The organism is Sorangium sp. So ce362, from assembly GCF_051519845.1.
GTDB lineage: Bacteria > Myxococcota_A > Polyangia > Polyangiales > Polyangiaceae > Sorangium.
This window is the reverse complement of the sequence record NZ_CP150332.1, coordinates 6,304,743-6,330,363: the sequence shown is the minus strand read 5'-3', so window position 1 is coordinate 6,330,363 and position 25,621 is coordinate 6,304,743. Positions and strand designations below refer to the sequence as shown.

At 71.8% G+C, this 25,621-nt stretch carries 21 protein-coding genes; 7 read left to right on the top strand and 14 right to left on the bottom strand.

The annotated features are described in order from the left end of the window. Nucleotides 1-86: 86 nt before the first annotated feature. Both WMF17_RS24135 and WMF17_RS24130 read left to right on the top strand, forming a co-directional pair. Nucleotides 87-1,475, top strand: coding sequence for an MFS transporter (locus WMF17_RS24135; protein WP_437643458.1), 1,389 nt, complete (start codon nt 87-89; stop codon nt 1,473-1,475). A gap of 104 nt (nt 1,476-1,579) precedes the next feature. Then, nucleotides 1,580-1,936 carry a hypothetical protein gene (locus WMF17_RS24130; RefSeq protein WP_437595431.1) on the top strand — a complete coding sequence of 119 codons (357 nt, stop codon included), beginning with the start codon at nt 1,580-1,582 and terminating at the stop codon, nt 1,934-1,936. Between the two features lie 198 nt (nt 1,937-2,134). On the opposite strand, the gene WMF17_RS24125 is transcribed toward WMF17_RS24130, so the two are convergent. Continuing rightward, on the bottom strand, nt 2,135-2,917 hold the full coding sequence (locus tag WMF17_RS24125; RefSeq protein WP_437643456.1) for a hypothetical protein: 783 nt from the start codon (nt 2,915-2,917) through the stop codon (nt 2,135-2,137). A gap of 201 nt (nt 2,918-3,118) precedes the next feature. Here WMF17_RS24125 and WMF17_RS24120 point away from each other — a divergent pair, with 201 nt between their 5' ends. After that, nucleotides 3,119-3,646, top strand: a complete 528-nt coding sequence (locus tag WMF17_RS24120; protein WP_437595429.1) for a DUF2243 domain-containing protein — start codon at nt 3,119-3,121, stop codon at nt 3,644-3,646. Here the strand turns inward: WMF17_RS24120 and WMF17_RS24115 are convergent. From WMF17_RS24115 to WMF17_RS24100, 4 genes are all read right to left on the bottom strand, one after another. After that, nucleotides 3,635-4,837: a serine/threonine-protein kinase gene (locus WMF17_RS24115; RefSeq protein WP_437643454.1), complete on the bottom strand. Its 1,203-nt coding sequence runs from the start codon at nt 4,835-4,837 to the stop codon at nt 3,635-3,637. The genes WMF17_RS24120 and WMF17_RS24115 overlap by 12 nt on opposite strands. Continuing rightward, nucleotides 4,834-5,652, bottom strand: a complete 819-nt coding sequence (locus tag WMF17_RS24110) for a hypothetical protein (RefSeq protein ID WP_437643452.1) — start codon at nt 5,650-5,652, stop codon at nt 4,834-4,836. Before WMF17_RS24110 ends, WMF17_RS24115 begins: the two co-directional genes overlap by 4 nt. 74 nt (nt 5,653-5,726) lie before the next feature. Next, complete coding sequence (ybaK, locus tag WMF17_RS24105; protein WP_437595426.1) at nt 5,727-6,218, bottom strand: Cys-tRNA(Pro) deacylase; 492 nt, start codon at nt 6,216-6,218, stop codon at nt 5,727-5,729. A 150-nt stretch (nt 6,219-6,368) separates the two neighbouring features. Beyond that, the gene (locus WMF17_RS24100; RefSeq protein WP_437595425.1) at nt 6,369-7,289 is read right to left on the bottom strand and encodes an alpha/beta hydrolase; all 921 of its coding nucleotides are present in this window, start codon (nt 7,287-7,289) and stop codon (nt 6,369-6,371) included. 424 nt (nt 7,290-7,713) lie between these two features. On the opposite strand from WMF17_RS24100, the gene WMF17_RS24095 reads away from it, so the two are divergent. Further along, nucleotides 7,714-9,354 (top strand): di-heme-cytochrome C peroxidase, encoded by a 1,641-nt coding sequence (locus WMF17_RS24095; RefSeq protein WP_437595424.1) that lies wholly within the window; start codon nt 7,714-7,716, stop codon nt 9,352-9,354. Nucleotides 9,355-9,593: 239 nt separating this feature from the next. Then, nucleotides 9,594-10,118, top strand: coding sequence for a hypothetical protein (locus WMF17_RS24090; protein WP_437595423.1), 525 nt, complete (start codon nt 9,594-9,596; stop codon nt 10,116-10,118). 13 nt (nt 10,119-10,131) lie between these two features. Here the strand turns inward: WMF17_RS24090 and WMF17_RS24085 are convergent, their stop codons facing one another. From WMF17_RS24085 to WMF17_RS24075, 3 genes are all read right to left on the bottom strand, one after another. After that, complete coding sequence (locus tag WMF17_RS24085) at nt 10,132-10,377, bottom strand: hypothetical protein (RefSeq protein WP_437643451.1); 246 nt, start codon at nt 10,375-10,377, stop codon at nt 10,132-10,134. Between the two features lie 121 nt (nt 10,378-10,498). Continuing rightward, nucleotides 10,499-12,370 carry a DUF885 domain-containing protein gene (locus WMF17_RS24080; RefSeq protein ID WP_437595421.1) on the bottom strand — a complete coding sequence of 624 codons (1,872 nt, stop codon included), beginning with the start codon at nt 12,368-12,370 and terminating at the stop codon, nt 10,499-10,501. Nucleotides 12,371-12,479: 109 nt separating this feature from the next. Continuing rightward, the gene (locus WMF17_RS24075) at nt 12,480-13,376 is read right to left on the bottom strand and encodes an SCE4755 family polysaccharide monooxygenase-like protein (protein ID WP_437643449.1); all 897 of its coding nucleotides are present in this window, start codon (nt 13,374-13,376) and stop codon (nt 12,480-12,482) included. A gap of 502 nt (nt 13,377-13,878) precedes the next feature. On the opposite strand from WMF17_RS24075, the gene WMF17_RS24070 reads away from it, so the two are divergent. After that, nucleotides 13,879-15,897, top strand: a complete 2,019-nt coding sequence (locus WMF17_RS24070; RefSeq protein WP_437643447.1) for a lipoxygenase family protein — start codon at nt 13,879-13,881, stop codon at nt 15,895-15,897. Between the two features lie 256 nt (nt 15,898-16,153). On the opposite strand, the gene WMF17_RS24065 is transcribed toward WMF17_RS24070, so the two are convergent. The 3 genes from WMF17_RS24065 to WMF17_RS24055 all read right to left on the bottom strand — a co-directional run bounded on the left by WMF17_RS24065 (nt 16,154) and on the right by WMF17_RS24055 (nt 21,246). Then, nucleotides 16,154-16,777 (bottom strand): carbonic anhydrase, encoded by a 624-nt coding sequence (locus tag WMF17_RS24065; protein WP_437643445.1) that lies wholly within the window; start codon nt 16,775-16,777, stop codon nt 16,154-16,156. Between the two features lie 114 nt (nt 16,778-16,891). Then, a complete protein-coding gene (locus WMF17_RS24060) occupies nt 16,892-20,839 on the bottom strand; it encodes a M36 family metallopeptidase (RefSeq protein WP_437643444.1) in 3,948 nt (1,315 codons plus the stop codon). A gap of 182 nt (nt 20,840-21,021) precedes the next feature. After that, nucleotides 21,022-21,246, bottom strand: coding sequence for a hypothetical protein (locus WMF17_RS24055; protein ID WP_437595416.1), 225 nt, complete (start codon nt 21,244-21,246; stop codon nt 21,022-21,024). 246 nt (nt 21,247-21,492) lie between these two features. Between WMF17_RS24055 and WMF17_RS24050 the strand changes: the two genes are divergently transcribed. Continuing rightward, entirely contained in the window at nt 21,493-22,452 is a 960-nt protein-coding gene (locus WMF17_RS24050; protein WP_437595415.1) for a diacylglycerol/polyprenol kinase family protein, read from the top strand. A gap of 2 nt (nt 22,453-22,454) precedes the next feature. Here the strand turns inward: WMF17_RS24050 and WMF17_RS24045 are convergent, their stop codons facing one another. The 3 genes from WMF17_RS24045 to WMF17_RS24035 form a co-directional block, all read right to left on the bottom strand. Continuing rightward, nucleotides 22,455-23,096, bottom strand: a complete 642-nt coding sequence (locus tag WMF17_RS24045) for an HD domain-containing protein (RefSeq protein WP_437595414.1) — start codon at nt 23,094-23,096, stop codon at nt 22,455-22,457. Between the two features lie 154 nt (nt 23,097-23,250). Next, nucleotides 23,251-24,114 (bottom strand): mechanosensitive ion channel family protein, encoded by an 864-nt coding sequence (locus WMF17_RS24040; protein WP_437595413.1) that lies wholly within the window; start codon nt 24,112-24,114, stop codon nt 23,251-23,253. Between the two features lie 321 nt (nt 24,115-24,435). Continuing rightward, on the bottom strand, nt 24,436-25,320 hold the full coding sequence (locus WMF17_RS24035; protein WP_437643442.1) for an SUMF1/EgtB/PvdO family nonheme iron enzyme: 885 nt from the start codon (nt 25,318-25,320) through the stop codon (nt 24,436-24,438). Nucleotides 25,321-25,621 lie beyond the last annotated feature (301 nt).

Sequence of the window (25,621 nt, the reverse complement as noted above, 5' to 3'; positions counted from 1 at the left end):
CGGTAACATGAAACGGCCCGGAGATCTCGGCGCGCAATTTCTTCCGATCCCGGGTTCCTGCCCCTCCAGCACACCATACTGCGGCCATGCGTCAGCCTGAACCTGAAGCGGCGCCGCTCCGCGGGGCGGGCGACGGCCGGCGGCCGGCGGCCTCTGCTCCGGCGCTTGTGCGCGCGCTCCGCCACCGGAACTACCAGCTGTTCTTCTCGGGGCAGCTCGTCTCGCTGGTCGGCACCTGGATGCAGTCGGTCGCGCTGTCGTGGCTCGTCTACCGCCTCACGGGCTCGTCGCTGCTGCTCGGCACCGTCGGGTTCGCCACGCAGATCCCCGTCTTCCTGCTCGCCCCCATCGGCGGCGCCGTGGCCGACCGGCGGAGCCGCCACCGCATCCTCATCGCGACGCAATCGGCCGCGATGGTGCTCGCCCTCGGGCTCGCCGCGCTCACCCTGAGCGGGCGCGTCGAGGTCGCGCACATCCTCGGGTTCAGCGTGCTCCTCGGCGTCGTGAACGCCTTCGACATCCCCGCGCGGCAGGCGTTCGTTGTCGAGATGGTCGGCAGGGAGGACCTCGCCAACGCCATCGCCCTGAACTCCTCGATGTTCAACGGCGCCCGGATCATCGGCCCGGCCGTGGCCGGCGTCCTGGTCGGCGCGATCGGCGAGGCGTGGTGCTTCCTCGCGAACGGGCTGAGCTTCCTCGCCGTCATCGCGAGCCTCCTCGCGATGCGCGTGCCGCCCCGCCCGGCCGCCGTCCGTCTCGGCTCGGCGCTCGCCGAGACGGCCGAGGGCTTCCGGTTCGTGGCGCACACCGGGGCGGTCCGCGCGCTCCTCGTGCTGCTCGGGGTCGTGAGCGTCACCGCGATGCCGTACGCGGTGCTGATGCCGATCTTCGCCGACCGGATCCTCGGCGGCGGTCCGCGGGGGCTCGGCATCCTGATGGGCGCGTCGGGCATCGGCGCGCTGCTCGGCGCGCTCGTCCTCGCCGGGCGCAGGCGGCTCCGGGGCCTCGGCCACTGGGTCGCCGCGGCGTGCGCGGGGTTCGGGGTGGCGCTCGGGCTGTTCGCGCTGTCGCGGTCGTTCTGGCTGTCGGCGCTGCTGCTCGTGCCCGTCGGCTTCTCGCAGATGGTGCAGATGGCGGGGTCGAACACGCTCGTGCAGGCGATGGTGCCGGACGCGCTCCGCGGCCGCGTCATGGCGGTCTACGCGATGATGTTCATGGGGATGGCCCCGCTCGGCGCGCTGCTCGCCGGCTGGCTCGCGGACCGGATCGGCGCGCCCGCGACCGTCGCCTCCGGCGGCGCCTGCTGCGTCGTGGCCGCGGCGGTGTTCGCGACGAGGCTCCCCCGGCTGCGGCAGCAGGGGCGGGAGCTCATCATCGCCCAGCAGATGGCCGCCGGGACGCCTGCGGAGCAGCTCACCCAGCCGGTCCCGGTGGAGGGATCCCCCGGAGAGCAGCGGCCGGCGCGGCCGGCGTGAGCGGGCGGGGCCGGCGCGCGCCGGCACCTCGCGTGCACGCAGCGAACCGAACCGCGTGTGTGTGCGGGGGATGCACGGCGCACGCCGAGCGAGGGAGGGGAACCATGGGGCGCGAAGACAAGGAGCGGCCCGAGCCGCAGGCGCAGGGGAAGGGGCGTACCGACGAGGTCGATCAGTCGAAGGGGATCTTCCGGCTCGACGGGCCGCACCCGAAGGACGCCGAGCTCCGCGCGCCGGGCACGCTCGGCGGCGGTCCATACGAGGAGTCCGGTCGCGGTGGCCCGGCCGGCTCGCGCGAGCCGCGGGACCGCAGCATCGCGGCCGAGGACGCGGCGGCGCTGCCGGAGGAGCAGGCGGCGCAAAGCGGCGACGCGCCCGACGAGGCGCGGCCCGTGGCGGGCGCGCTGCCGCAGCACGAGGAGCGGAGCGCGGAGGAGCGCAGGACCGCCGGGCAGGGGTAGCAGGGCGCGGCGGCGGGGGAGCGCGGGTAGTTGTCAAATTTGACCATGAAGGCGGGAAGGCGGGAAGGCGGGAAGAAAAATCCAATGATCTTCACGCCTTACCGCCTTGTCGCCTACATGTGAACTCTCTCTGGGCACAGTTGACCCCCACCCTCCATCAGGCCGAGCCGGGGGCGACCGCGCCGGCGCGGAGCGCGCTCACCGAGGGGCCGCGGCGCTCGCGACGCCCAGGGCGACGTATTTGCTGAGGGTGCCGAGCACGCCCATCTTGGCGCGGAAGTTCTTCATGAGCCGGTCGGGCAAGACCAGCTCGTCGAACAGGAAGCCGCCGAGCGCCGACAGCGCGCCCGTGAGCGGGCTGCTGCGCCGCCCGGCCGCGTCGAGCGCCTTCTCGTAGCCGATGCCCCACACGAGCAGGCCTCCGGCGAGCACCGCGACCCCGGCCGGCGTGACGGCCGGGTCGAACCGGTCGCTCGCGCGGCGCCCCCCGAGCCCGACCGCCGTCGCCATGGCGTTCATGGAGGCCCAGGGCGACCCGCGTTTGAGGGTGGAGGCTGCCATCATCGTGCACATCGTCGCTGCCGTCAGCACGGCGCCGGTTCGCAGCCCGCGCGTGACGATCTCGCTCATCCGGATCCCCTGCTGAGGGCGCTGCGCCGCTGCGCCAGCCGCCGCCTCGGGCGGCAGGGCCGTCGCCTCGGGCGGCAAAGCGCTCGCCGGGGCAGGCGAGGTCGCCGCCTCGGTCGGCAGGGCCGCCGCCTCGGGCGGCAAAGCGCTCGCCTCGGGCGCCCGGGCCGTCGCCTGGAGCGGTGAAGGCACCTCCTCGGAAGGGGGGATCAGCGCCTCGGACTTGTCTGTCTCCGTGCCCCCCTGGCGGCCGACATGGAGATAATCCTCGCGGCCGTCGTGATACGTGTAGTGAACCGGCTTGGGACCCTGGTGCTCCGGCTCCGGCGTTCCTGCGGGGCGTTCCGGGTTCATTCGATTATCCATCTCACACCTTTCGACGACTCTGCGGAAACCTAGGATCGAGGGCATGTGCCAACTCCGTGCCAGCTCCGCGTTGGCCGGTCGACGTCGCCGAGGCATCGCCCCGAGAGCGGTCGACCCGGCCCCACCCGCCCTCCTCCGCACGCGCCCGTGGTTTGACCCTCGCATGGCGCTCTGCCCAGGAGGACCCCCATGAGCACAGCCCGCCCGATCGAGAACGACACCCCCGCGAGGACGTCACGCGCCGTGAAGACGGCCGGCGTGCTCCTTGGCATCGGCGCGGGCGGGCTGCTCGATGGGATCCTGTTCCATCAGCTCCTGCAGTGGCACCACCTGATCTGCTTCAGCTGCCATCCGGGCGCGACCCTCGACGACGTGAGGCGGAACATCTTCGCAGACGGCCTGTTCAGCGTTGTCGCATTCGGCCTCACCGTGGCAGGTGTCAGCAAGCTCTGGAGCGCGCTGCGCGCGGGCGGAGATCCGCTGCCCGGGCGGATCCTCCCGGGCGCCGCCGCCGTGGGCTGGGGGGGGTTCAACCTGGTCGAGGGGGTGATCGATCACCACCTCCTCCAGATTCACCACGTCCGTCCAGGGCCCGGTCAGCTGGGTTGGGATCTGGCCTTCCTCGTATCCGGGGCCCTGCTCGTGCTCGGCGGCCTACACCTGATGCGCGAGGCGCCGCCTCCCGCTGCCGCGCCGGCTCGCCTGTCAGCGCGATGAGGGGGAGCGCCGGGCCGGATCGCCGGCGCGGCTGGTCGCATCGAGCGACGCGTCGCGCTCTGCTGCCCTGGGGACGGCAGCCGCCGTGAGCGGTAGCGGCGCCGCGAGGGTGGCCATCGCGTCACCCTGCGTGACGGACACGTCCTCGGCTACAGAGCTCATGTCGAGCGACGCCGTGGTCTCTCCCCGCGAGATCGGCGCGGCAGCGTCGACAGAGCGGCTGATCGGCTCGCGCTCGGGCCGCGCCAGATCGAGGGAAGGAGCGCTCGACATAGGCTCTTTCATGCGGAGATCGCCGTCCAACATCGACGGATCGAGCTCGGTGCCGCCCGTGAGCAGCGGGCGCATCGCCGCCAGCATGGCCGCGGCGCTCGGGTAGCGCGCCGCCGGATCCAGCGCGAGCGCGCCGTGGAGGACCGCCGCGACCTCGACCGGGACCCACGGCGCGACCTCGTGGAGCGGCAGCGGCGGCGTGCTGCAGATCGTGAAGACGAGCTTACCGACCGTGCCGACCTGCTGGTACGGCGCGTGGCCGGCGAGGGCGCAGTACAGCGCGCTGGCGAGCGACCAGAGGTCGGTGCGGTGATCGACGTCGCGGCCGTTCAGCACCTGCTCGGGCGACATGTACAGCGGCGAGCCGAGCAGGATGCCGGTGTTCGTCAGCCCCGTCGTGAGCCGCGCGGCCAGCGGATCGGCCAGGATCTTGGCGATGCCGAAATCGAGGACCTTGACCGTGAGCGACCCGTCCGGGCGCCTCGCGAGGAAGAGGTTCGCAGGCTTGATGTCGCGGTGGACGATGCGCGCCTCGTGCGTCTTCTGCAGGCCCGCGAGCGCCTGGGCGCCGATGCGCAGCGCCACGTCGGGCGGCAGAGGCCCGCCCGCGTCGATGCGCTGCTGGAGGTCCCTCCCGTGGAGGCGCTCCATCGCGATGTACGCGGTGCCCGTCGCGTCATCGATGCCCGCGTCGAGCACCTGCGCGATGTGCTCGCTGTCGATCGCGCTCGCCGCCCGCGCCTCGCGGCGGAGGCGCTGCTCCCCCTCGCCGCCGGGCAGGAGATGTCGCCTGTTGATGACCTTGATCGCGACGCGCCGCTGCGTTGTCGTGTGCTCCGCCTCGTAGACCGACCCCATCCCTCCCTCGCCGAGGAGGCGCATCAGCTTGTATTTGCGGTCAATCGTCTGGCCGATCAAGCCGGGCCCCTCTCGCCCTCGCTCCAGGCCATCTGCACGAGGCGGTGCAGCAGGGACAGCGAGGGCGGCTGCGAGCCCGCCTCGAGCGACGGAAACGCGCACGTCAGCTGGACCGCGGCGAACGGCGCCCTCCTGGCGATGAGCAGCTCGCAGTGGCCGCTGAACACCGCCGGGTTCCGGGGTGAAGCAGGGGGGGCGAGCGAGAGCCCCTCGGGGAGCTCCGCGAGCGCCCGCTGCAGGTCGTCGAGCTCTTCGGGCGCGAGGCGCCGCTCGCGCGGCCCGGCCGTGCCGCCCCCGCCCGGGTGAAGCAGCGCGTGCCCGCCGGCCTGCGAGCGGAACGGGCCGTCCGAGGACGGCGACAGCGCGAGCTCGACCTTGACCCAGCGGCGCCCTCCGCCGGCCGGCGCGATGCCTTCGAGGACGAGGAGCCAGTCCGGCGCCGGCCGGCGCGCCATCGCGCGCCCTGCCCAGCGCCGCAGCGCCTGGGCCCCCGCCCAGGGAGAGAGCCCCGCGTGCCACGACCGGAACGCGAGCTCCTCGCGGTACGCCGCGCCCGGGAGCCACGCCCTGGCCACCCCGAGCGACTCCCACACCGCGAGCCCCGCCGCGAGCGCCGGGCCCACGCTGATGCACTGGACCAGCCCGGGGATGCAGGCGGCGGCCGCGGCGAGCACGGCGCCGCTCGCCGCGGTCGACGCGACCAGCTGGACCGCCCCGAGCCCGAGCTCCCACGGGTGGCAGCCCTGGCACAGCTGCCGCAGCTCGGCGGTGCTCAGCTCGCTCGGGTCGCGCACGTCGCAGGCCGCTCTGGTCATATCCCTCGTCGCCGCCCCGGGCTCGAGCCGGAGCCGAGCTCTGCCATCCTACCGCGATCCGGCGGCGCGCGCCGTCAATCTGCGTCGCTGCCGGGCATGGCGATGGCGCCGACCCTGGCCTTCGTCGCGCGCAGGTAGTCGCCGGGAGCGAGGAGGATCTGGGTGCCGCGCACGCCGGCCGAGACGGAGATGACGTCGAAGAGCTCGATGGTCTCATCCGCGTAGACGGGATAGGCCTTCTTCGCGCCGAGCGCCGTGACCCCGCCGCGCACGTAGCCCGTGAGCGGCTGGACGTCCTTGAGAGGCACGGTGTCGACCTTCCGGTCCCCCGTGAGCCGCGCCATCGCCTTCAGGTCGAGCTGGGCGTTGCCGGGCACCACCGCGAGGCAGACGCCGTGGCGGTCGCCGCGCGCCACAAGCGTCTTCCACACCTGCTCCGGCGGCAGGCCGATCTTCCTGGCCACCGTGCCTGCGGTCAGGTCGCTCGGATCGACCTCGTAGGCGCGCAGCTCGTACTGGATGCCGAGGCTGTCGAGGATGCGCGCCGCGTTGGTCTTCGTGGTCATGGGCCGCGCCATGCTATACGCGGCGGCGAGGGCGTCGACGGCCTTGTCCCCGAGACCACGGGGGGGCGCTCGGCTCGGACTGCTTTCATTGGGTCGCGGAGCCGTGCCCGTCGGTGAACCTGCCGGTGCCTGCGCCGCGCGCGCGGCTGGTCAGCGCGGGCGGCGGTCGTGGAAGAGGAGCATCTCGATGGTGCCGGCCTCGCGGAGCCAGGGCTGGTCGTGGGGGCCCGGCAGGACGCGGAGCGTGTGGGGGATGGAGCGCTTCGCGAGCTGCGCGGCGAGGGCGGCGTTCGCGTCGTGGAACGGATCGCCCTTGCTGGTGAGCAGGTGGAGATCGCGCGGGCCGGCCGCGGCGACGGCCCTGGCGAGCCGGTCGGCGTAGGCGGGGGCGCGGTGGGCGCTGACGGCCGACTGCACGCCGCCCCAGGCGCCGAAGAGCTCGGGCCTGCGGAGGAACACCTCGAGGCCGACGTAGCCGCCGAGGGAGCAGCCGTCGAGCGAGGTGCGGGCCGCGCCGTCGAGCACGGGCGCCTCGGCGCGGGCGCGGGGCAGGACCACCTCCGCGAGCCAGCGCGCGTAGCCGTCGAGCGCCGCCGAGGGGTTCGGCGCCTTGTGGACGTTGGGCGTGTACGGGCACGCGACAACGAGGCCGCGGAACGGCCGCGCCGCGAGCGCGGCGTTGACCTCGGCGAGCCGCGCGTCGGTCCAGTCCTTTCTTCGCGAGGTGCGGCCGAGCGGCGGGCGGCGGAGCCGCTCGTAGGCTGACCCGAGGCCGTAGCGCTCGATCCACGCGAAGGCGCCGAGGCGCGGGTCGCCGGTCTCGCCGAGGCCGTGGAGGAGCACGAGCAGCGGCACGCGCTCGCCCGGGGCGAGGTGCTTCGGGACGAGCAGCGTGAACCGCCGGCCGAGGGCGCGGTCTCCGGGGACCTGGAGGTCGCGGACGTCGAAGGCGGGCGGGGCAGCGGCGGGCGGCGGAGATGGCGGCGCGGGCCCGGCAGGGTCGGCGAGGGCCGCGCGCGGGGCCAGGGCGGCGGCGCAGAGGGCCAGGAAGGGGCGCCGGGGGAGGAGCATGCGGGGAGTGTCGCAGCCCTGCGGCGGCCGGCAAGGCCCGCACCGGCGGTCCTGACCAGTCGCCGCGCTTGAACTATCCTGTTGCCATGCCTCCCGCGGACTTCGCCGTCTTCTGGGATCTGCCGATTCGCCGCCGGGGACCGAGATCCTGAGTCGGCGCTCGCGCAGCGCACGTCCGAAACATCAAATCATCCGAGTCGAGTTTGCGCTGCCCGCAAGCTTGACTCGGCTTTGTGTCGTCGTACGCTCCCTGCGTAGGTGTCGCGCCGCTGCGCTCTGCTCGGGGTGGAGCGCGGCGGCGCGCGAATGGGGCCCTGTCGCGCTCCGGAGAGCCGATCAGGGAAAGCGCGCTGTCGCCGGACTCTGACACGCGGTGTGGCGATCGGCGCGCCTCGCGGGCGGAGCTCATCGAAGGGGGATGGTCATGTGGATCCAGAGCGGTGCGATCGCGCTCGCGATGCTCGCAGCGTCCGGCTGCGCGCAAGGGAAGGGCGGCCGGCGCGCGGGAGACGTCGTGTACCTCGACCAGGGGTGGGGCGAGGAGGAGCGTCGGATCTTCTACCGTGTCTCCCAGGGGACCAGGCTCTTGCCGCTCGGGTGGTTCCTTGCGCTGGAGCGGGGGGACAGCGCGGAGCGGTTCGTCGCGAGCGACTATGTGGCGCGCTATCGCTTCATCGAGGATCCAGGCTCGAAGAGCAATCCGGAGCGCCTCCCGGTGGGGTTCGCCAAGGACGTCGATCCCGTGACGGGCGAGGTGTACGTCGGGTTCACGTGCGCGACGTGCCACACCCGCCAGATCTCCCACCGTGGGGCGAGGATCCGGATCGACGGCGGCCCGGCGCGGATCGACGTGGTCGCCTTCACCGAGGCTGTCTTCGGCGCGCTCGACCGCACGCTGAAGACGCCGGAAAAGCTGGACCGCTTCACCAGGGCGGTCCTCAAGGACCACCACGGCGAGGACTCCGCTCGCGCCCTGCGAGCGCAGGTGGGGAAGATGCTGGAGGTGGTCCGGCTGCAAGCGTTCACCGGGGCCGGGGAGGGGTCCCACGCCACCATCGCGGGCTTTGGCAGGCTGGACGCGCTCGGGCGCGCCGGCAACCTTCTGTTCGGATCGATCAACCCGGAGAACGTCCGCGCGACCAACGCGCCTGTCGACTATCCTCACCTCTGGGATGCGCCGAGCTACGACTGGGTGCAGTGGAACGGATCCATCATGCAGCCGATGGCTCGCAACATCGCGGAGGCCCTGGGGGTGGGCACGCACACGCGGCTCAGCCCGGAGTCGCAGGGGACGAGGGTGCATGTCCAGTCGAGCATCCGGGTGGACAACCTGCGCCTGATTGAACAGCAGGTCGAGAAGCTCCGCGCGCCGCGCTGGCCAGAGCACCTCCTCGGCAGCATCGACAAGGAGCAGGCGGCCCGCGGCAGGCGCCTCTACAGCATGCACTGCGCGAGCTGTCACGAGCCCGGGCTGACTCCCCCGAACGAGCATGGCAGGCGCTTCCGGAGAGCGATGATGTCCCCGCTCGACCTGATCGGCACCGATCCGACCCACGCCGTCAGCTTCAACGAGCGCAAGGTGGATCTGGGGGCGCTCGGGCTCGGGAGGGTCGGGATGGCGCAGGCGCTGGAGCTCGGCACGTGGGCGATCCGCGAGACGAAGTACGAGGAGTACGGCCTGTCGGCGGAGCAGCGGCTCGCGTGGGATGGGTACCGCCCGAACAGGTGGCGCGCGCCGCTCGCGTATCGGGCGCGCGAGCTGAACGGGATCTGGGCGACGGCGCCGTACCTCCACAATGGCTCTGTCCCGAGCCTCTATGAGCTGCTCCTCCCAGGAGAGCGGCGCTCGAAGAGGTTCCATCTCGGCGGCGCGGCGTTCGACCCGAGGCGCGTCGGCCTCCGGGTGGAGCCCTCTCAGGGAGGGTTCGAGCTCGTAACGGATCTCCCCGGCAACTCGAACGCCGGGCACGAGTACCGCGACGGGCCGCGCGGAAAGGGCGTCATCGGGCCCGCGCTGACCGAGCAGGAGCGCTGGGATCTCGTCGAGTACCTGAAGACGCTGTGACGGGCGCTCCGCTGGCGCGCGCGCCGAGCGCGCGGCGGCGCGGGTGGAGCGCCGGGCGGATGGATCGCCGGGCCGGCGAACCGCCCGCGCCGGCAGTCAGCGTCGTGCCGCCGGCCGTCGAGGGGGATCGACGGGCGCCGCGGAGGCGCTCCAGAGCCGCCAGGGGCTGACAGGAAATGCCCGAGACGTGCTGGAGGTGGTGGACGCACCGAGCGCATAGCGGGTACACCGAGGCGTCCATGGACACGACGCACGACGCGACGGACGAGACGGACGACGAGGCGGGGCAGGAGCGCCCGATCCGCCCTGAGGACCAGGACCCGAAGCTGTGGAGGGGCAGCGGGTGGACGGCGCGGGTCATCAAGAACGAGGACGACGACGGGTGGGCCGTCGAGATGACGTGCGACGGCCAGAGCGAGCCCTCGCTGGTGGGGCCGTGGACGATGGGGCGTGACAAGAAGAACCCGAAGCCCCTCGACGCGAATGCCTTCGCCACCCTGGTGAAGACGGCGAACGAGGTGCTGGCGCGCCACGTCCAGCAGCGCCGGGCGCAGCTGCACCGGAGCGTCACGACGGCGGTCGAGGGCGGCGCGCGGGTGCGGGTGGACCTCGACGTGGTGCCCGACGAGGACGACCCCCACGCCATCCTCACCGAGTGGGACGCGGCGGGGGAGGCCGTGCGGCGAGCGAGGGTGCCCGCGGCCTTCAAGCTCACCGCCGAGAGCGCGCGCAAGTGGCTCGAAGGGGACGTTCCCGAGGCGTGACGGGTGCTGGCGCTCAGCCCGGGTAGCCCGGCGTCCAGGCCGGAGGGTCGCTCGCCGGGAACGACAGGTCCGACGCGACGTCCTCCGGATCGACCAGCGCCTCTGACGCCCTGCTTGGCCAGAGCGAGCCCCCGCGATCGACCGGCGTCTCCGGCGTCCGCTCCTCGCGCGCCTTCTTCCCCGTCTTCTTGAATCCGGCCGCGGCGCCGTCGGGCGCTGCCGACTGTCGCTTCACCGCCGCGTTCTCGTTGATTTCCATGCGTCACCCTCCGGCGCTGCCGTGTCCTCCTGGACAGCTGGAGCCGGCGAGGCGCGCCGCAAGGGGATCCCGCGCTGGATCGAGGCGGCCTTCTTTCTCCTCTCCTCGTACGCGTCCTCGCTCAGAGCGCCCGCTGAGCCCCCACGAACCGCTCGAACACCGCCTTGCGCATCAGCTTCGGCGGCAGGATCCCCTGGGCGAGCACGAAATCGTGGAACCGTTGCGCGTCGAAGCGAGGGCCCATCCTGGACTCGACCTCTGCCCGGAGCTCCATCAGCCGGGTGAACCCGTAGAAATACGACGTCGCCTGTCCCGGCGCGCGGAACGTGTAGCGCTCCACCTCGGACTGCGCGAACGGCGCCGACAGCACCACCTCCTTCTCCAGGAAGGCGCGCGCGGCCGCCGGCGTGATCTTGCCGGCCTGGAGCTCCGGGTCCAGAAAGGCGCGCGCGGCCCGCAGCAGGCGGTATTGCAGCGAGACGAGCTGGCCCTCGGGCGGCATGAACGGGAGCAGGATGGCCTCGGAATAGAGACCCCATCCCTCCACATTGGCGCTGTTCTCCGCGAAGATGGCCCGCGCGATCGAGACGCCCCGCTCGACGAGCGACGCGAACTGGAGCTCGTGTCCGGGGCGCGCCTCGTGAGCGGTGAGCGTCCATGACGCCGCGGCATGGGTGAAATCGTCGATCTTCCGCAGCTCCCCCGTGGAGCCGGGCGGCCCTGGGAGGCTCAGCGGCAGCACGAATTCCCCTTCTTCTCCCTGGTTGTCGAGCAGCCGCGGCGGCCGCATGTGCGGCGCAGGCGACTCGGCGCTCTCCGCGGCCGTGCCGAGCCGGATGCGCGCCGGTCTGTCGGGCAGCGTGACGAGGCGCTCTCTCCGGATGATGGCCTCTATCTGGGCGAGCCGCTCCTTGTAGTGCGGCAAGATCGCCTCGCCCACCAGCTGCTCCTTCTTCAGGGCGCGGATCACGTCGCGGTAATCCGCGCTCGGCAGCTTGCGCGCGGCGGCGATCGACACCGCGAGCTTCTGCATCTGCGCCTTCAGATCGTCGAAGGCTGTGTGGGCCAGGGACGCGAGCTCGGCGGGCGGGAGATCGACGCCATACGACTCGAGCGCGAACGCATAGAGCGGCGGCGGCAGCGCGAAGCCGGTCCGCGCCCGGGGGAGCACGTCGGCGCGCAGCGCCGCGTCGTACGCCTCGAGCTGGCGAGTCAGCGCGGCGAGCGGCGCTTCATGGCCGCTGATAGCATATTTCCTGAAGAGCTCGCCGATGCCCTCCCGCACGCGGGCGTTCGTGGCGAGGTGCCGCTCGATCTCCATCCTGGAGGGGGCGAGCAAGCCGGGCTTTCCGAGCTCCTGAGTGAGCCTGGCCCTGGCCCGCTCGGCGATGGGCGTGTAGCCCGCCTCCAGGCCGGCATAGCGCCGGAGCCGCGTGAGGGCCGCGGCCCGCCGCGCCGGGGGTAGCCGGTCGTCCAGCAGGTTCGAGATGCCCTCGAACACGAGCCCCGTGACGTGCACGTAAGTGACCCTGTGCTTCTCGTCGAGCTCCGAGCCGCGAACGGCCCGGTCCGCGGCGTCCAGCAGGATCTGCAGATCTTCGGCGACCGCCGGGTCCTTCTCGGCCTCTCGCCGCTTCTGGAGCTCGACGATGGCCGCGCGGTAGGCCGCGCGCGCCCGCGCCTCGGCCTCCGACGAGGGATCGGTGATCTCCGCGTCCGCGCGCTCGATCCCCATCGAGCCGGCGAGCTCCGGAGAGAACCGGGCGAGCACGTCGAGGAGCACCTGCGCGTGCTCGTTGCTGCGCTCCACCCACGCCGGGCGCCGCGGGGTCGCCGCGGGCGCAGCAGTCGCCGCCGTTGCCGTGCTCGCGACCGCCGGGGGCGCCGGCGAGGGCAGGGGAGCCGGCGCGGCGGCGGGAGGCGGCGCCGCGCGGGCGCACGCGGCCACGAGCAGGGGAACGACGGCGATGGTGCGGAGCGCGCGCAGGGCCATATCGCACCTCTTGCACAGGCGCCGCCGTGAGCCAACCGCGACGAAGGCTCAGATGATCTCGGAGGATCTCACGAGCTCGCCGCCGGTCGCCTCGCGCGCCCACACGGGCTCAGCGGCGGCGGCGCCAGCGCAGGAGCCCGAGCGCGAGCAGGCCTGCGACGTAGGCGACGGTGGGCCTCTCGGCGGCGCCGACACGGCATCCACAACCGGACGAAGAGGAAGAATCGGACGGTTCGGCCCCGGCGCTCCCGCCGTCGCCGGTGGATGCGGCGCCGCCGTCGCCGGGGCCGCCGCCCTCGGACGCGGTGCCGCCGTCGCCGGAGCTGCTGCTGCCGCTGCTATTGCTGCTCGATGCAGCGCCGCCTTCTCCGGATTTGCCGCCTGCGCCGCCGGACCCCGCGGGTTCACCCTCACGCGGGACGATCGTGATGGTCGCGCAGTGGTGATAGAAGCAGCCGCCCGGGTTGTTGATCGCGTGGTTTGACATGAACTGGCTGACCTGCAGCGTGCAGTTCTCGCAGGTGAGATCATCGGGGAGCTTGATCTCGACGGATTGCGTCCCCGTGATCGCCGCGGTGTGGACGAGCAGGCCGTCCGCCACGAGGGGGAGCTGCGGATCTGTCTCGATCACGGTGGAGCCGCACGGCGTGGAGCCGGGGGTCACCTCCGGATCCGGGGGGATAGACTCCGGATCGGGCGCGATCGAGACGCGGTAATGGCCCGGGTGAAATATGGTCTCCTGGATCGTCAGGGTGATCGTCTCACCCTGGACATAGGTGGTCACGTCGCCGGTCAGCTCGACCGGCTTCCCGGGGTCCGCCTGGCCGCACGGCGCGCTCTTCTGCGGGTCGCCCAGGTTGTTTTGCTCCGAGTAGCAAGCCGGCTCGAGCAGGGTGAAGTGGGCGTGAGCCACGGCCGGGTCGATCGCGGAGAGGGCCGCCGCGGCGAGGGCCGCCGCCGCGGGCGCGCGCCATGGCGCCTTGAGTCTCGTTCGTGATATTCGCATCGCATTTCTCTGGGTCAGGAGGTGGTCTCGGGGCCGCGCCCGTCGGGCCTTGCTGGTTCGTCTCCCAGGACGGCGCGGGCGGCTACTCTCCACCACCGCTTGTCCGCCGCCAAGCCCGAACCGGCACGCGGCAGCGACACATAAGCTCGATCTCGCCGCGACGACGACACCCAAGCTTGAACTCGCCGCTGTCAGCGGCCGCCGCACGGCAAGCGCGCCGCGGCCACGCCCACTTCACCCTGCTCGATCCGGGCCGAGCGTCGGCCTCGGGACGACAGCGCGGGGCCAGGGAGCTCGCCGTGGAATCCGGACGTCGCCGCAGCCATGTCCCTCTCTCCTTTGTGGTCGATTCTCGTTTCCTGTGGACGTGAGGACGGGGCGCTCGGCCGGCGTTTCTCAACTGCCGATCTGCAGATCTGGCAACGCGCCGGATTGCCAGCAGTGGAAACCCGTCGTAGCGTGGCGCTCATTGCAGTTTCTTCAACACAACATCGAGGGCATCATGAGTAACCCGTCCCTGCCGCAGAAAGACTCTCCCGCGGAGCAGCAGCAGCGCAAAAACGAGCTCGCTCAAGCCCAGCAGACCTACGTCTACAACCACAACACCCGTCTGGCGCCCCTCGGGGTGGCTCAGAGCGTTCCGAACGGACAGGGCTTTGCCCCCATCCTGGTGGGGTCGGCGGCGCTCGTGGTTCTCGAACTCGTCGGCAATGTGGTGGCCAAGGCGTCCAAGCTCGTGGCTGCGGACGGCTCACTTCGCACCGCCGACGGCGCCCCGATGGACAAGGTGACGCGCGAGAGGATCCAGGGCGTCTTCGACGATCTGAAGCAACGCCATCGGAAGCTCACCCTCTGGCTGACGCCGCTCCACGGCGAGCCCGAGCGTGCCCCCGCGCCGCCCCCGCGCCGGCCGGCTGTGGCGCGGCAGGGGGCCGCGCAGCAGATCGTCACGGCGGCGGCGGGCGGCGCGGTGGGCAACGCCCCCGGCACGATGGACTGTCCCATCGAGAAGCCGGGTGACATCATCAAAGCGCTGCTGGAGACGCTGCTGAGCGCCGCGGGGAAGCTCCTTCTCGATTTCGTCGGGCTGTACGGGCAAGCGACCAGCGTGTACGACTATGTCCTGGAGTTCCAGACGTTCCGCCTGCCGGAGATCGTGAGCGTCTATCAGGACGACACGATCTTCGCCTGGATGCGGGTGGCGGGGCCGAACCCGCTCGTGCTCAGGCGCGTCGCGTCGCCCGGGCCGAGCTTCCCCGTGACCGACGCCCAGTATCAATCGGTGATGGGCAAGAACGACTCCCTGGCGAGCGCAGGTGACGAGGGGCGCCTCTACCTGGCGGACTACAAGGCGCTCTCGCAGCTCGTGCCCGGGACCGCGCCGGATCAGCAGAAGTACGTCGAGGCGCCGCTCGCGCTCTTCGCGGTGCCCGCCGCGGGCTCGCCTGGCCGTCTGCTCCGCCCGGTGGCCATCCAGTGCGCGCAGACGCCGGGCGCGGCGAGCCCGATCTTCACGCCGTCGGACGGCGTGGGGTGGGAGGTGGCCAAGCTCCACGTGCAGGTCGCCGATGGGAACTATCACGAGCTGATCTCCCACCTCGGGCAGACCCACCTCGTCATCGAGGCGTTCGCGATGGCCACGCCGCGGCAGCTCGCCCCCGAGCACCCGGTGAACGTCCTGCTCACCCCGCATTTCCAGGGCACCCTGGCGATCAACGACGCCGCCGAGGCCGATCTGATCGCCCCGGGAGGCCCGGTGGACAACCTGCTCGCCGGGACGATCGCGTCGTCCACCCAGCTCGCGGTCGACTCCGTGCTGAGCTACAGCGTCAATGAGCAGTTCCTCCCGGCGGCGCTCGCGCGCCGGGGCGTCGACGATCCGGATGCCCTGCCGATCTACCCCTACCGCGACGACGCGATCCTCCTCTGGGGAGCGATCCACCCGTGGGTGTCGCGGTACCTCGCCGTCTATTATACCAGCGATGCGGACGTGCAGGGCGATTACGAGCTACAGAGCTGGATCGCCGAGCTGTCCTCGCCGACGGGCTGCGCCCTGAAAGACATCGGCGAGGACGGGGCGATCCGCACCGTGGCTTACCTGGCGGATCTGCTGACGCACGTGATCTTCACCGCCAGCGCCCAGCATGCGGCGGTGAACTTTCCGCAGCGCTTCATCATGGGCTTCACCCCGGCGCTCCCGCTCGCCGCCTACGCCCCGGCGCCGAGCGTCACAACGGGTCTGCCGTCCTCGGAGATCTACCACCACCTGCCGCCCCTGCAGCAGGCGCTGCTCCAGCTGAACGTGATGACGCTCCTCGGCGGGGTCTACTACTCGCGGCTCGGCGACTACGACCGGAACATCCCGGGCAGCTATTTCACCGACGCGCGGGTCCGCGAGCCCCTCGAGGCGTTCCAGCGCGCGCTGATCGAGACCGAGACGATCATCGGCAAGCGCAACTTTCAGCGCGTCCCGTATGTCGTCCTCCTGCCGTCCGAGATCCCGCAGAGCATCAATATCTGAGGCGGTCGCCGAGCGGGGACGCTGTCGTCCGGACAGAAGGTGCGCAGAAGAACCCGATGCGCCACCTCGAGCGAGGAGCCCGGCTCTGCCTGACATCGCTGCTCGCCCGCTGCGGACCCTGCCGGTGGGGATCGCCTCGCCGCTGAAGCTGCTGCTCCCGGGCTGCATGCAGCCGACCAGCTCGGTGGAGCGCTTCCTGCGCGAGGCCCGGTGAGCGCCGGCGTCCCGGAGCACGCCGAGGCGCCGCGATCGGGCTTCACGTGCGCTCGAAAAACGTCACCTCGCCGGTCTCCAGGGCGTACTCGGCGCCCACGATCTTCATGCCCTCCTCGGCGCAGAGCCGCTCGAGCAGGCGGCTGCCGTGCCGGAGGTGGTCGCACGAGTTGCGCACGTTCGCCCGCATCGCCTCGCGCAGCAGGAAGTCCCTGGCAGCGTCGTGGCTGGCGGCGCTCAGCACCGTCTCCACCGGGGATCGGCAGCGTTCGACGATATCGCGGATGTTGTCGGTGAGGGGACCGCCGTGCTCCTCTTGGAGCAGCTCGCTCAGCGTGGCCTCGATGGCGCCGCAGCGCGAGTGGCCCATCACCACCGCGAGGCGGGTCCCGAAGGCGGCGGCGGCGAACTCCACGCTGCCGATCAGCGAGGGGGCCACCACGTTGCCCGCCACCCGGATGACGAACAGCTCGCCGAGCCCCTGATCGAAGATCAGCTCGGCCGGCGCCCGGGAGTCCGAGCAGCAGAGGACGATGGCGAAGGGCTGCTGCCCGTCCACGAGCGCGGCCCGCGCCCGCTTTCCGAGCACGACGTGCTCGCTGCGGATGTTGTCCACGAAGCGCCGGTTGCCCTCGGCCAGCCGCTGCAGCGCTCGTTCGGCGGACATGGCGGGCTCGGAGGGCGAAGGATTGCTGGTTCCCATGCGGTCGGCCACCGTGGTGGGCCCGGCGGCGGGCGTCAATGGGGGGATCTCCTGCCTTACCCGGCGCTCGCGCGGGGATCACCTCCCGACGCCGCGCTGCCGCCGCCGCATCGCGAGCGCCGCGACCGCCGTGAGCGCGCCGAGCGCGCCCAGCGGAGCGCGCGGCGCTCCCCCCGGGATCGCGCACCCGCACCCCTCCGGCGCGAGCTCCATCGCCGGATCGACCACCACGCTCACCTGGTCGGTCGCCTCCAGGATCCCGTCGCCGACCTTCACCTCGAACGCGAAGGTCGTCGCCGCGGCCACCTCGGGCGCCACGAAGGTCGTCTGCGCGCCCTCGCCGGTCAGCTCGACCGCCGGCCCCGCCGTCTGCGTCCAGGAGAACGTCAGCTCGTCCTCCTCGGGATCCGAGCTCCCCGACGCGTCGAGCGTCACGAGCTCTCCGATCGCGACCGCCTGATCCGTTCCGGCGTCGGCCACCGGCCCTCTCTGGCAGGAGGCGGTGTCCTCGACGAGCGTCGCGAACGGTTTGTTCTTCAGGCCCGCAAACCCGATGTCGTCGAGCTCCCAGCCGGTGTCGCCCGCGGCCTCGTCGGTGCCCACGCGGAACCGCACCCGCACCGTCTTCCCGGCGAACGCGGTCCCCAGGTCGACAGACACCCTGTCGGCCTCGGGCCACGACGGGCTCTCGCCGACAAAGGCCATCCGCCTGGCCAGCGGATTGCCCGACTCGCTCGTGATCCTCCCACTGTAGCCCGGATCCGCGGTCCTCGCGAGGTCGACCCACGTCTCGCCGCCGTCGGCGCTGATCTCGATCACCGCGCCGTCCCAGGACGTGCCGTCGCTCGCCTCGAACTGGTGCCGGTGCGCGAACGTCAGCACGAAGCGCTCGGTCTCGCTGACCTCCAGGGCCGGCGACACCAGCGCCGCGTCGGACAGGCTCGCCAGGTCCACGCCGCGCCACACGCGGTTCGGCGCGTCCGCCTCGGCGCGCGACCACACGAGCTCGCTGGAGAGCCCCTCGACGGTCCAGGTCGTGCTCTGCGTCTCCACGCCGTCGACCGCCGAGGACCCGGGGACCTCGTCGTAGTTCACGCGGCGCACCAGGGCCTCCACCCGCGTCGGCGTGCACGCCTCGGCGCTCTTCAGCGTCAGGCGGAGCTTCAGGTCCTCGGCGGGCTTCACGCTCCGGTCGAGCTTCACCGCCACGGTCGCGGTCCCGGTCGCGAACGGCGCGATGTCGCCGAACGACACGCGCGCGCCTTCCGGGAAGCTCACCCCGCCGCCCGGCCCCTCGATGGACGCCACCGCCCCGGTCAGCGGCGCCGTGCCGCGATTGACGATCTCGATCGCGACCGTGCCGGACTCCTCCGCGTCGAGCAGCCCGTCGCGGTCGCAGGAGCCGGCGCTGTCGTCGAGCTCCGCGCGGACCAGCGCGATCTCGGGCTGGATTTTGAAGCTCTCGACCACGCCGGAGAGGCCGTGCGAGTCGGCGCGCGGCGACTCGGCGCACGTGCCGGCGCCCCGCCGCGCGAACGCCTCCGCCATCGCGAGGAAGTCGCCCTGATCGCTGGCGAGCGCGGCGGCCAGCACGGCGTCGCGCTGCTCGGTGTAGGTCGGGTTGGCCGGGGCGAGCTTCATGCCCGCCACCACGTAATCGCTCATCCTCCGCCGGGTCTGCTCGAACGCGCGCGGCGGGGTCAGGCCGTCGCCGTGCCGGATCAGCGCGACATAGGCCTCGAACATCATGGCTGCCCAGACCTCACCGGCGTTGTGCACCTCGGAGTTCTGGGGAGCCGAGACGTTGAGCGGGTGGTCGGGGAGGCGCTCGTCGTCCGAGATATGCTTGAACGTCAGCCCGTTCCTGCTGAAGTCGACGGAGTAGGGCGCGCGGCGGATGCCGAAGTAGCTGTCGCCCATCGCCGCGCTCCCGTAGCTCGAGAGCGGGTAGGCGCCGTCGAGGTCGTCGCCATCGCGCAGCGCCATGTGCAGCGCGATGAAGTCCGCCCAGCCCTCGCTCTGCGCGCCGCACATCTGCGTGCCGCACGCGACCAGACGGAGGTGGATGTAGTGGCCCCACTCGTGCGCCACGATGGTGTTGTCGATCGTGCCGTCGCGCTCCACGCTGGGCTCGCGGGTCATCGTGACCGCGAGCGGCGCCTGCGCCCCGGCGAGCGCCGCCTTGAGCGCGCTGCCGTCCTCGAGCGAGACGCTCTGGGCCGGCGTCGTCACCTCGGGCGCGTCGCCGGCGAGCCGCGGGGCCCCGTCGCTCACGCGGTTGTTGGCGATGATGACGCCGACGGCGCCCGCCTCCTGCGCGCTCTGCGCCTTCTCGGCGAAGGTGCACCCGCCCCGGTCGACGAGGGCGATCTTGCCGGCCACGTCGCTCGTGATCGGCCCGCACGCGTCGCCCCGGGGCGCGGCGTCGTCCTCGCCGAGGGCGAGCTCACCGGTCACCTCGTAGCGCAGGGGCCCGAACATGGCGGTGTTCGACGCGTAGTTGGCGTTCTGCGGCGTGACGCTCAGGGACCGCAGGTCCTGCCCGGACCACAGGTACATCTGCATCCGCGGCGACGCGCCGTCGTACGTCGCGTCCATGTTCGCGTTGTCGCGGCTGCCGCCGGGCGCGTCGTCCTGCGCCTCGGCGAGGAGCGGGTCGCCGTCGAGGCCGCCTCGACCGAGGTTGTCGCGCTGGCCGTTGCCTGCGGCCTCGGTGAAGCCGGAGTCGTAGTACCAGTCATGGAGCCAGTTCGTGACGTAGAAGACCTGGGTGACGGCCGCCATGATCTGCTCGGGCCTGGCGAGCGGCTCGGCGAGCGGGTCATAGGTGTAGTCGAACGCGCCCGGCCCCGAGAGCGCCGCGCGCGTATCGCCGCTGGAGAACCCGTCGGGCGCGTGATGATCCGCGTAGGCGTCGACGTTGTTGCCGCGGGTCGACGTCGCGTCCGCCGGAAGCCACGGATCGGCCTTGCCGTCCGGGCTCGTGTTGAACCCCTCGATGGAGATGAGGCTCGGCGCGATGAACCGCGGGACATGGCCGTCGGGCTGCCCGGTCGGGTGCGGCGACATGTCCGCGAGGGGCCCGCCGAGCGGGGTGTGCTTGCCCCCTTCCTCTGCCCAGACCCGGTAATCGAACGTGGCGGCGTGGGAGAGGTTTTCCCGGTAGAGATACCGCCCGTCGCTGGCCCCGAACACCCACGCATACGCCCCGGAGCTCGTGCTGCCGGCGTCGCCCGAGATGAGCTCGACGAAGTAGCCGGGCACGAGCCGGTCGGGCAGCGGAAACAGCACCTTCCTGACCCGCGCCGGCTGCATGAAGCGCAGGGTCCCGGCGCGCTGGCGCGCGTGCGCGGTGTCCGCGAGCTCGAAGAGCCGATACCCGCCCTTCGCCTCGCCCCGGCCGCGGAGGTCGGCCGTCTTGATGTCGATGCGGTGCGCGTCGCGCACGGCGCGGACGATCGCCTGGGCCGGCGAGCCGGAGAACGCGCGGCTGCGCTTCGAGCCGGGCCGCAGCGAGCCGGCGCCGGGCGGGAGCGAGACGGCCGACGCGTGCAGGTTGCCCGCGAGCGCGACGAGCGCGAGGTCGCGCTTCATGAGCACCCCGAGCTCGCTGCGGAAGACCGGGACCCCGTCGACGTCCTGGCCCAGCGTGACGAGGATGCCGCCGCGCCCGGTGTCGTGGACGTGCCGCACGACGGCCGTGTCGAGCGCGGCCTGCGGCAGGTTGTAGAGGCGCGCGTACCGCTGCACGTACCAGCGCGCTGCGGCCTCGGCCGTGCTGTGGGTCGCGGCCGGCGGGCGGTGCTCCGGCGAGGTCGCCCACACGAAGGTCGGCACCCCGCGCTGCGGATCGGTCGACGCGACGACGACGCCCGGCGCATCCTCGTTCGCGACGCGCGCCACGCCGGCGGGCAGCGCCGGCGGCTCCTTGAAATAGGCATCGTGGTTCGGGCGCTCCCGCGCGTGGGCGAGGGGCCCGGCGAGCAGCGCGAACGACAGCGCGGTGTACCGAACTGAAACCTTCATGTTCCTCGATTCTCCGATTCCGAGGGAACGACGCCTATCGGACGCGCGCGCGAAGGCCGCGCGCTGCGTCCAGGGCGCCTCGCGCCCACCCGTCGAATCCGCGACGCGAGGCACCCTAGCCGCAGCGTGAGTGCAGGGGAAGCGCGACGGCTCGCGCTCCTTGCGGAGTCGTAAGGTGCCTTTCATGCGATTTCGCCCCAGTGCTTGGCAAGGCGCGAGTCGGGCGGATTTGAGACAGGAATGGAATAGAGAGGATACCTTTCGCCACACTCCATGAATCCATGAATTGCGTGGTTGTTGTCGCTGCCGACGAGGTTGTTGTCGCTGCCGACGAGTTGGGGCGAGCCGGTCGCGGCGTGCGCCGTGGTCGCCGCGACCTGGGCAATTGGGGCGGGAGGCGAGGCCATCGCGCCTGCGGCCTCATCCTGGATCCGGCCATGTGAACCGGGCGGGCGGCGGCTCCTGCGGTCCCTGCGGCGCGGTCTCATGGGGCGTCTGTCCTGCGGCGCGGGTCCGAACGTGAAGGCGGGTACGCAGTCACGCCGTGCGGCGCGTCTCATCGGCTCGGGCGCAGCGAGCCGGCCCACCTGCGGGTATGACGAAGCGCTGACATGCCGCGCGGGGCTCCGGAGACTATCCTCACAAAAGCCAACGTGATCCACGCTTTGCACGTCGAGACCAAGCTCGTCTCCGAAGAGCTCTGCGCTCTTCTGCGTCAAGTTGATCCCGCGGTCTTCGTCTTCCGGGACGAGCCCGAGGTGCGCGCCCGGGTCGATCGGGTGGTGTCGCGGCTCCGGGAGCTCGTCGTGGCCGCCGAGCGCGACGATGCGGCGGGCACGCTCGGGCGGCTCCGCGAGCGCCTTCGCGCGTTGCTCGCGGCGGTCGAGCGGGCGACCCCGACCGGCACGCCCTCGCCCAAGGCGGCGTGGATAGCGTTCCAGCGGGAGGTGCAGCCTGCGTACGAGTCGTTGCTGCTGACGCTGCGGGGGGTCGTTGTGGCGCCGCCGAGCGTCAGGCCGACGAACCATGCGCGCAGCCTGTGGCACGTGGGTTCGGGGCTGGCGGTGCTCGGGTTGATCCAGCTCCTGCCCGAGCGCGGCTGGCTGGTGGCCGTGAGCGGCGCGTTCGCGGCGGCGGCGTGGTCGATGGAGATTGCCCGCCGGGTGAGCGAGCGGGTCAACGATCGGCTGATGCGGCTCTTCCGGTTCGTGGCGCACCCGCACGAGCGTTACCGGGTGAACTCGTCGACCTGGTACGTGACGGCGCTCCTCTTGCTGGCGCTGTTCGGGACGCGGCTGAGCCAGTCGCTCGCCGTGGTGGTGCTCGCGGTGGGCGACCCGGCGGCGGCGCTCATCGGCCGTCGCTTCGGCCGCACGCGGCTGCGCGACGGCCGATCGCTGGAGGGGACGCTCGCCTGCTTCGCGGCCGGCGCGCTGAGCTCCCTCGCGGTGATGTGGGCGCTCGGCCCCGCGTCGCTCTCCTCGCGGCTCGCCCTGGCCGCCGTCGCGGGCCTGGCCGGGGCGGCCACCGAGCTGTTCTCGTCGCGGATGGACGACAACTTCACGATCCCGGTCGCCGTGGCGGCCGCGGTGACCGTCGCCGGCGCGGGCTGATCTCAGGGCATCTCGCCGCGGATCTCGACCGCGAGGCGGGCGAGGTACTGTCTCATGAACTCCGCCCGTCGCGCGCCCTCGCGACGCCCGGCGGCCGTCGTGAGGCTCTCGGCGGTCTTGAACAGCTTCACGTGGAAGTGGTCGATGGCGTTCTCGCGATCGTTCCACGGCCTCCGCTCGGCGAACGGATCCTGGGGATCGTAGAACCGGACGCCGAGCAGGCCGCCCACGGCGAAGCAGCGGGCGATCCCGATCGCCCCCAGCCCGTCGAGGCGGTCGGCGTCCTGGACGACCCTGGCTTCGAGGGTGCTCGGCTCGATCCCCGCGCTGTAGCTGTGGGCCTCGATGGCGTGGGCGATGTCCGCGAGGAAGGCCTCGGGGTACGCGATGCTCCGGAGGAAGCGCAGCGCCTCCGCCGCGGAGAGCCGTGAGGCCTGCGAGCGCCTCGGGTCGTTCTTGGGGACGTTCACGAGATCGTGCAGCCAGGCCGCGGGGACGACGACCTCGAGCCTGGCCCCTTCGTCCGCCGCGAGCGTCTTGGCCGTGGCGACGACCCTCGTGAAGTGCGCCAGATCGTGGGCCGGATCATCGCCGAGGTCGGTCTGCTCGAGCTTCCTCGCAAAGCGTGCTTCCCAGTCGTTCATCCCCCGCCTCTTATCCACGGAGACGAGCGCGGGCAATGACGACAGGACGGGCCAGCGTCTTGGCTTACGCCCAGCGGACCCCGCGCTGCGCGCCGCTCGCGAAGTCTCCGCTCGACCGCGCGCGGGCTGCCGCGCGCGGTCGAGCGGCAGCGCGTCAGGCCGCCGGGTGCGCGTCTGCGCCCGCGCTGCGCGGGGGAGATGTCGCCGCGAGCTGGTTGATGTGCACGTGCTGGCTCGGGACAGGGAGCCCCAGCTTGCCGAGCTCCTCGCGGATGGCCTTGTTGGTGGCGAAGTAGACGTCCCAGTAATGATCGGTATGGCAGAAGGGCCGGACGGCCAGCACGGGCCCGGCGAGGGTGAAGTCCAGGATCTCGACGCTGGGCGCGGGCACCTTGACCACGTTGGGGATGAGCGCGAGGTGCGCCCTGAGCCGCGTGATCGCCGCCTCGTGATCCGCGCCGTGCGCGAGCTGCGCGGTGCAGTCGACGCGACGGAACGGGTTCGTGCTGTAGTTCTGGATGGTGTCGCTGAAGATCTTGCCGTTGCCCACGATGTTGCGGACGTTGTCGGGCGTGTCCAGGGTGGTCGCGAAGAGCCCGATCGAGTGTACGGTGCCCGTCACGCCCCCGGCCGTCACGAGATCACCCGTCTTGAAGGGGCGCAGGAGGATCATGAAGATGCCGGCCGCGAGGTTCGAGAGGAGCCCGGACCACGCCATGCCGACGGCGATGCCGACCGCGGCGAGCAGGCTGGCGAAGGTGGTCGTCTCGACGCCGAAGACGCTGAGCATCGCGATGACGAGCAGGATGTTCAGCAGCACGGACGTCGCCGACTCGAGGTAATGAGCCAGCGTCACGTCGAGCTTCTTCAGCGCGGAGCTGCGCTGCATCACCGAGAGGACCCCCCGGATCATCATCCGGCCGATGATCCAGACCAGGATCGCGCCCACGATCTTCGCGCCGACGCTCATCCCGAGCGCCACCCCCATATCCACGTACCGCTGAACTCTCTCGTCCATCTCAAGCCTCCTGGCGGCGTGTGCGCCGCTCGAGGGGGCCCTGAGCAAGGCGCGTGCGCGCCTCGCTTTGTGCGAGCTTCCCCTCGGGCCGCCACCTCTATCACGCCGTACGGTCGGTCCGCGAGAGGGGACACAGAGATCTTCGAGCATCAGCCTTGCGGCCTGCGCACATCAGCTGAGCGCGGAGCTGGCTCCTGCCTGCACCTGGAGTCGCCGCCGGCACCTTGCAGCTCGCCGGGGCCCGCAGGCCCCCGTGAGAGCTCGTCCCCTCGCCTGCGTCTGCGGTCAGGAGGTGAGGTCGCCGCCACGGACCCGCTGGTCCTACGTCGCCTGCTGCTCGACGTCCGCGCAGCAGCGGAAGCCGACCTCGTAGCCGTAGTCGTCTTCCTTGTGAAAGGTCGTCATCGGGCGGCACTGGCTCCGGATCGGACCCCACCATCCGCCCTTGAGCCCGCTGCGATAAGGGGCCTTCTGATCGGTGCGCACCACCCACTCGTTGGCGTTGCCGTTCAGATCGAAGACGCCTGCCCACGAGGCGCACGCCGCGCGTCCGCCGGCCGGCTCGCGGCCGTCCAGGCGTGACAGCTCGGCGGCGCATCGCTCGTTCTGCTGGCATGCTTCGTAGTGGAGCAGCCGCTGCGAGTGATCCGGAAAGCGGTAGTCTCGGTCCTGATTGCACGTCTCGGCATCCCGCTGGTAGCCGTAGGCGTAAGGCAGCGCCTCGGGGCCTTCGCAGGCGAAGTTGAACTCGGCCTCGGTGCACAGCCGCTTGCCCTCTGCCGCGCAGAGATCGGCGGCTTGCTCCCACGAGGTCAGCGTGCGGGGCAGCTCGCCCGGAACGTTCGGGTACTCGTACCGGTCCATGCAGAACGAGAGGTTCTCGTTCTTCTTGGCGACGCACCGCGACGGCTCACGGAAACGCACGCATCGGGCGGCCACACCCGGCTCACCGTGGCGCTTCGTCCATTCGGGGTGGTACTCGAGGCATTCTTGCACCACGGCGGGGCAATACTCGCCTTCCACCCTCACCATCCCGCCCGGGCACCCCTCGGTCCATCCGGGCAGGGCGACCGGCGCCTCGCTCGTCGTGAGATCGGCCAGCGGCCCGTCGGCCTCGGCCTGCGGAGCCGCGACCTCCTCCTCCTCCTCCACCTGCGGAGCGGCGGCCTCCGCCTGCCGAGCCGCGACCTGCGGGGGGTCGGACATCTCCCCTGAGACCTCGCGGATCTCGACGGTTCGAGCTTCGCCCACCTCCGTGTCCGAATGACTGCCGCAGCCTGAGGCCGCGACGCCGAGCAGCGTTATTACCGTGATGGCCAGGGTTCGCACGTTGACCTCTTCCCACGTTTGCCTACATTAGCGCACATGCGTGGGCCAAGATTGAGCCGAGCTCGCCTTGATCTTCCTGCGAGCGTCGGGACCTGGCTGGAGAGCGTGCAAAATCTCGGCCTGCTGCCGTGCCCCGAATTGTCGGGCCACGCGGCGGGTCGGTCTGTCGTCGTCCCGT

Bases quoted from the DNA above. Each gene is read 5' to 3' on its own strand.
- WMF17_RS24135 (WP_437643458.1), top strand. From the start codon at position 87: ATGCGTCAGCCTGAACCTGAAGCGGCGCCGCTCCGCGGGGCGGGCGAC.
- WMF17_RS24130 (WP_437595431.1), top strand. From the start codon at position 1,580: ATGGGGCGCGAAGACAAGGAGCGGCCCGAGCCGCAGGCGCAGGGGAAG.
- WMF17_RS24125 (WP_437643456.1), bottom strand. From the start codon at position 2,917: ATGAACCCGGAACGCCCCGCAGGAACGCCGGAGCCGGAGCACCAGGGT.
- WMF17_RS24120 (WP_437595429.1), top strand. From the start codon at position 3,119: ATGAGCACAGCCCGCCCGATCGAGAACGACACCCCCGCGAGGACGTCA.
- WMF17_RS24110 (WP_437643452.1), bottom strand. From the start codon at position 5,652: ATGACCAGAGCGGCCTGCGACGTGCGCGACCCGAGCGAGCTGAGCACC.
- ybaK (WP_437595426.1), bottom strand. From the start codon at position 6,218: ATGACCACGAAGACCAACGCGGCGCGCATCCTCGACAGCCTCGGCATC.
- WMF17_RS24100 (WP_437595425.1), bottom strand. From the start codon at position 7,289: ATGCTCCTCCCCCGGCGCCCCTTCCTGGCCCTCTGCGCCGCCGCCCTG.
- WMF17_RS24095 (WP_437595424.1), top strand. From the start codon at position 7,714: ATGTGGATCCAGAGCGGTGCGATCGCGCTCGCGATGCTCGCAGCGTCC.
- WMF17_RS24090 (WP_437595423.1), top strand. From the start codon at position 9,594: ATGGACACGACGCACGACGCGACGGACGAGACGGACGACGAGGCGGGG.
- WMF17_RS24085 (WP_437643451.1), bottom strand. From the start codon at position 10,377: ATGGAAATCAACGAGAACGCGGCGGTGAAGCGACAGTCGGCAGCGCCC.
- WMF17_RS24080 (WP_437595421.1), bottom strand. From the start codon at position 12,370: ATGGCCCTGCGCGCGCTCCGCACCATCGCCGTCGTTCCCCTGCTCGTG.
- WMF17_RS24075 (WP_437643449.1), bottom strand. From the start codon at position 13,376: ATGCGAATATCACGAACGAGACTCAAGGCGCCATGGCGCGCGCCCGCG.
- WMF17_RS24070 (WP_437643447.1), top strand. From the start codon at position 13,879: ATGAGTAACCCGTCCCTGCCGCAGAAAGACTCTCCCGCGGAGCAGCAG.
- WMF17_RS24065 (WP_437643445.1), bottom strand. From the start codon at position 16,777: ATGTCCGCCGAACGAGCGCTGCAGCGGCTGGCCGAGGGCAACCGGCGC.
- WMF17_RS24060 (WP_437643444.1), bottom strand. From the start codon at position 20,839: ATGAAGGTTTCAGTTCGGTACACCGCGCTGTCGTTCGCGCTGCTCGCC.
- WMF17_RS24055 (WP_437595416.1), bottom strand. From the start codon at position 21,246: ATGGCCTCGCCTCCCGCCCCAATTGCCCAGGTCGCGGCGACCACGGCG.
- WMF17_RS24045 (WP_437595414.1), bottom strand. From the start codon at position 23,096: ATGAACGACTGGGAAGCACGCTTTGCGAGGAAGCTCGAGCAGACCGAC.
- WMF17_RS24040 (WP_437595413.1), bottom strand. From the start codon at position 24,114: ATGGACGAGAGAGTTCAGCGGTACGTGGATATGGGGGTGGCGCTCGGG.
- WMF17_RS24035 (WP_437643442.1), bottom strand. From the start codon at position 25,320: ATGTCCGACCCCCCGCAGGTCGCGGCTCGGCAGGCGGAGGCCGCCGCT.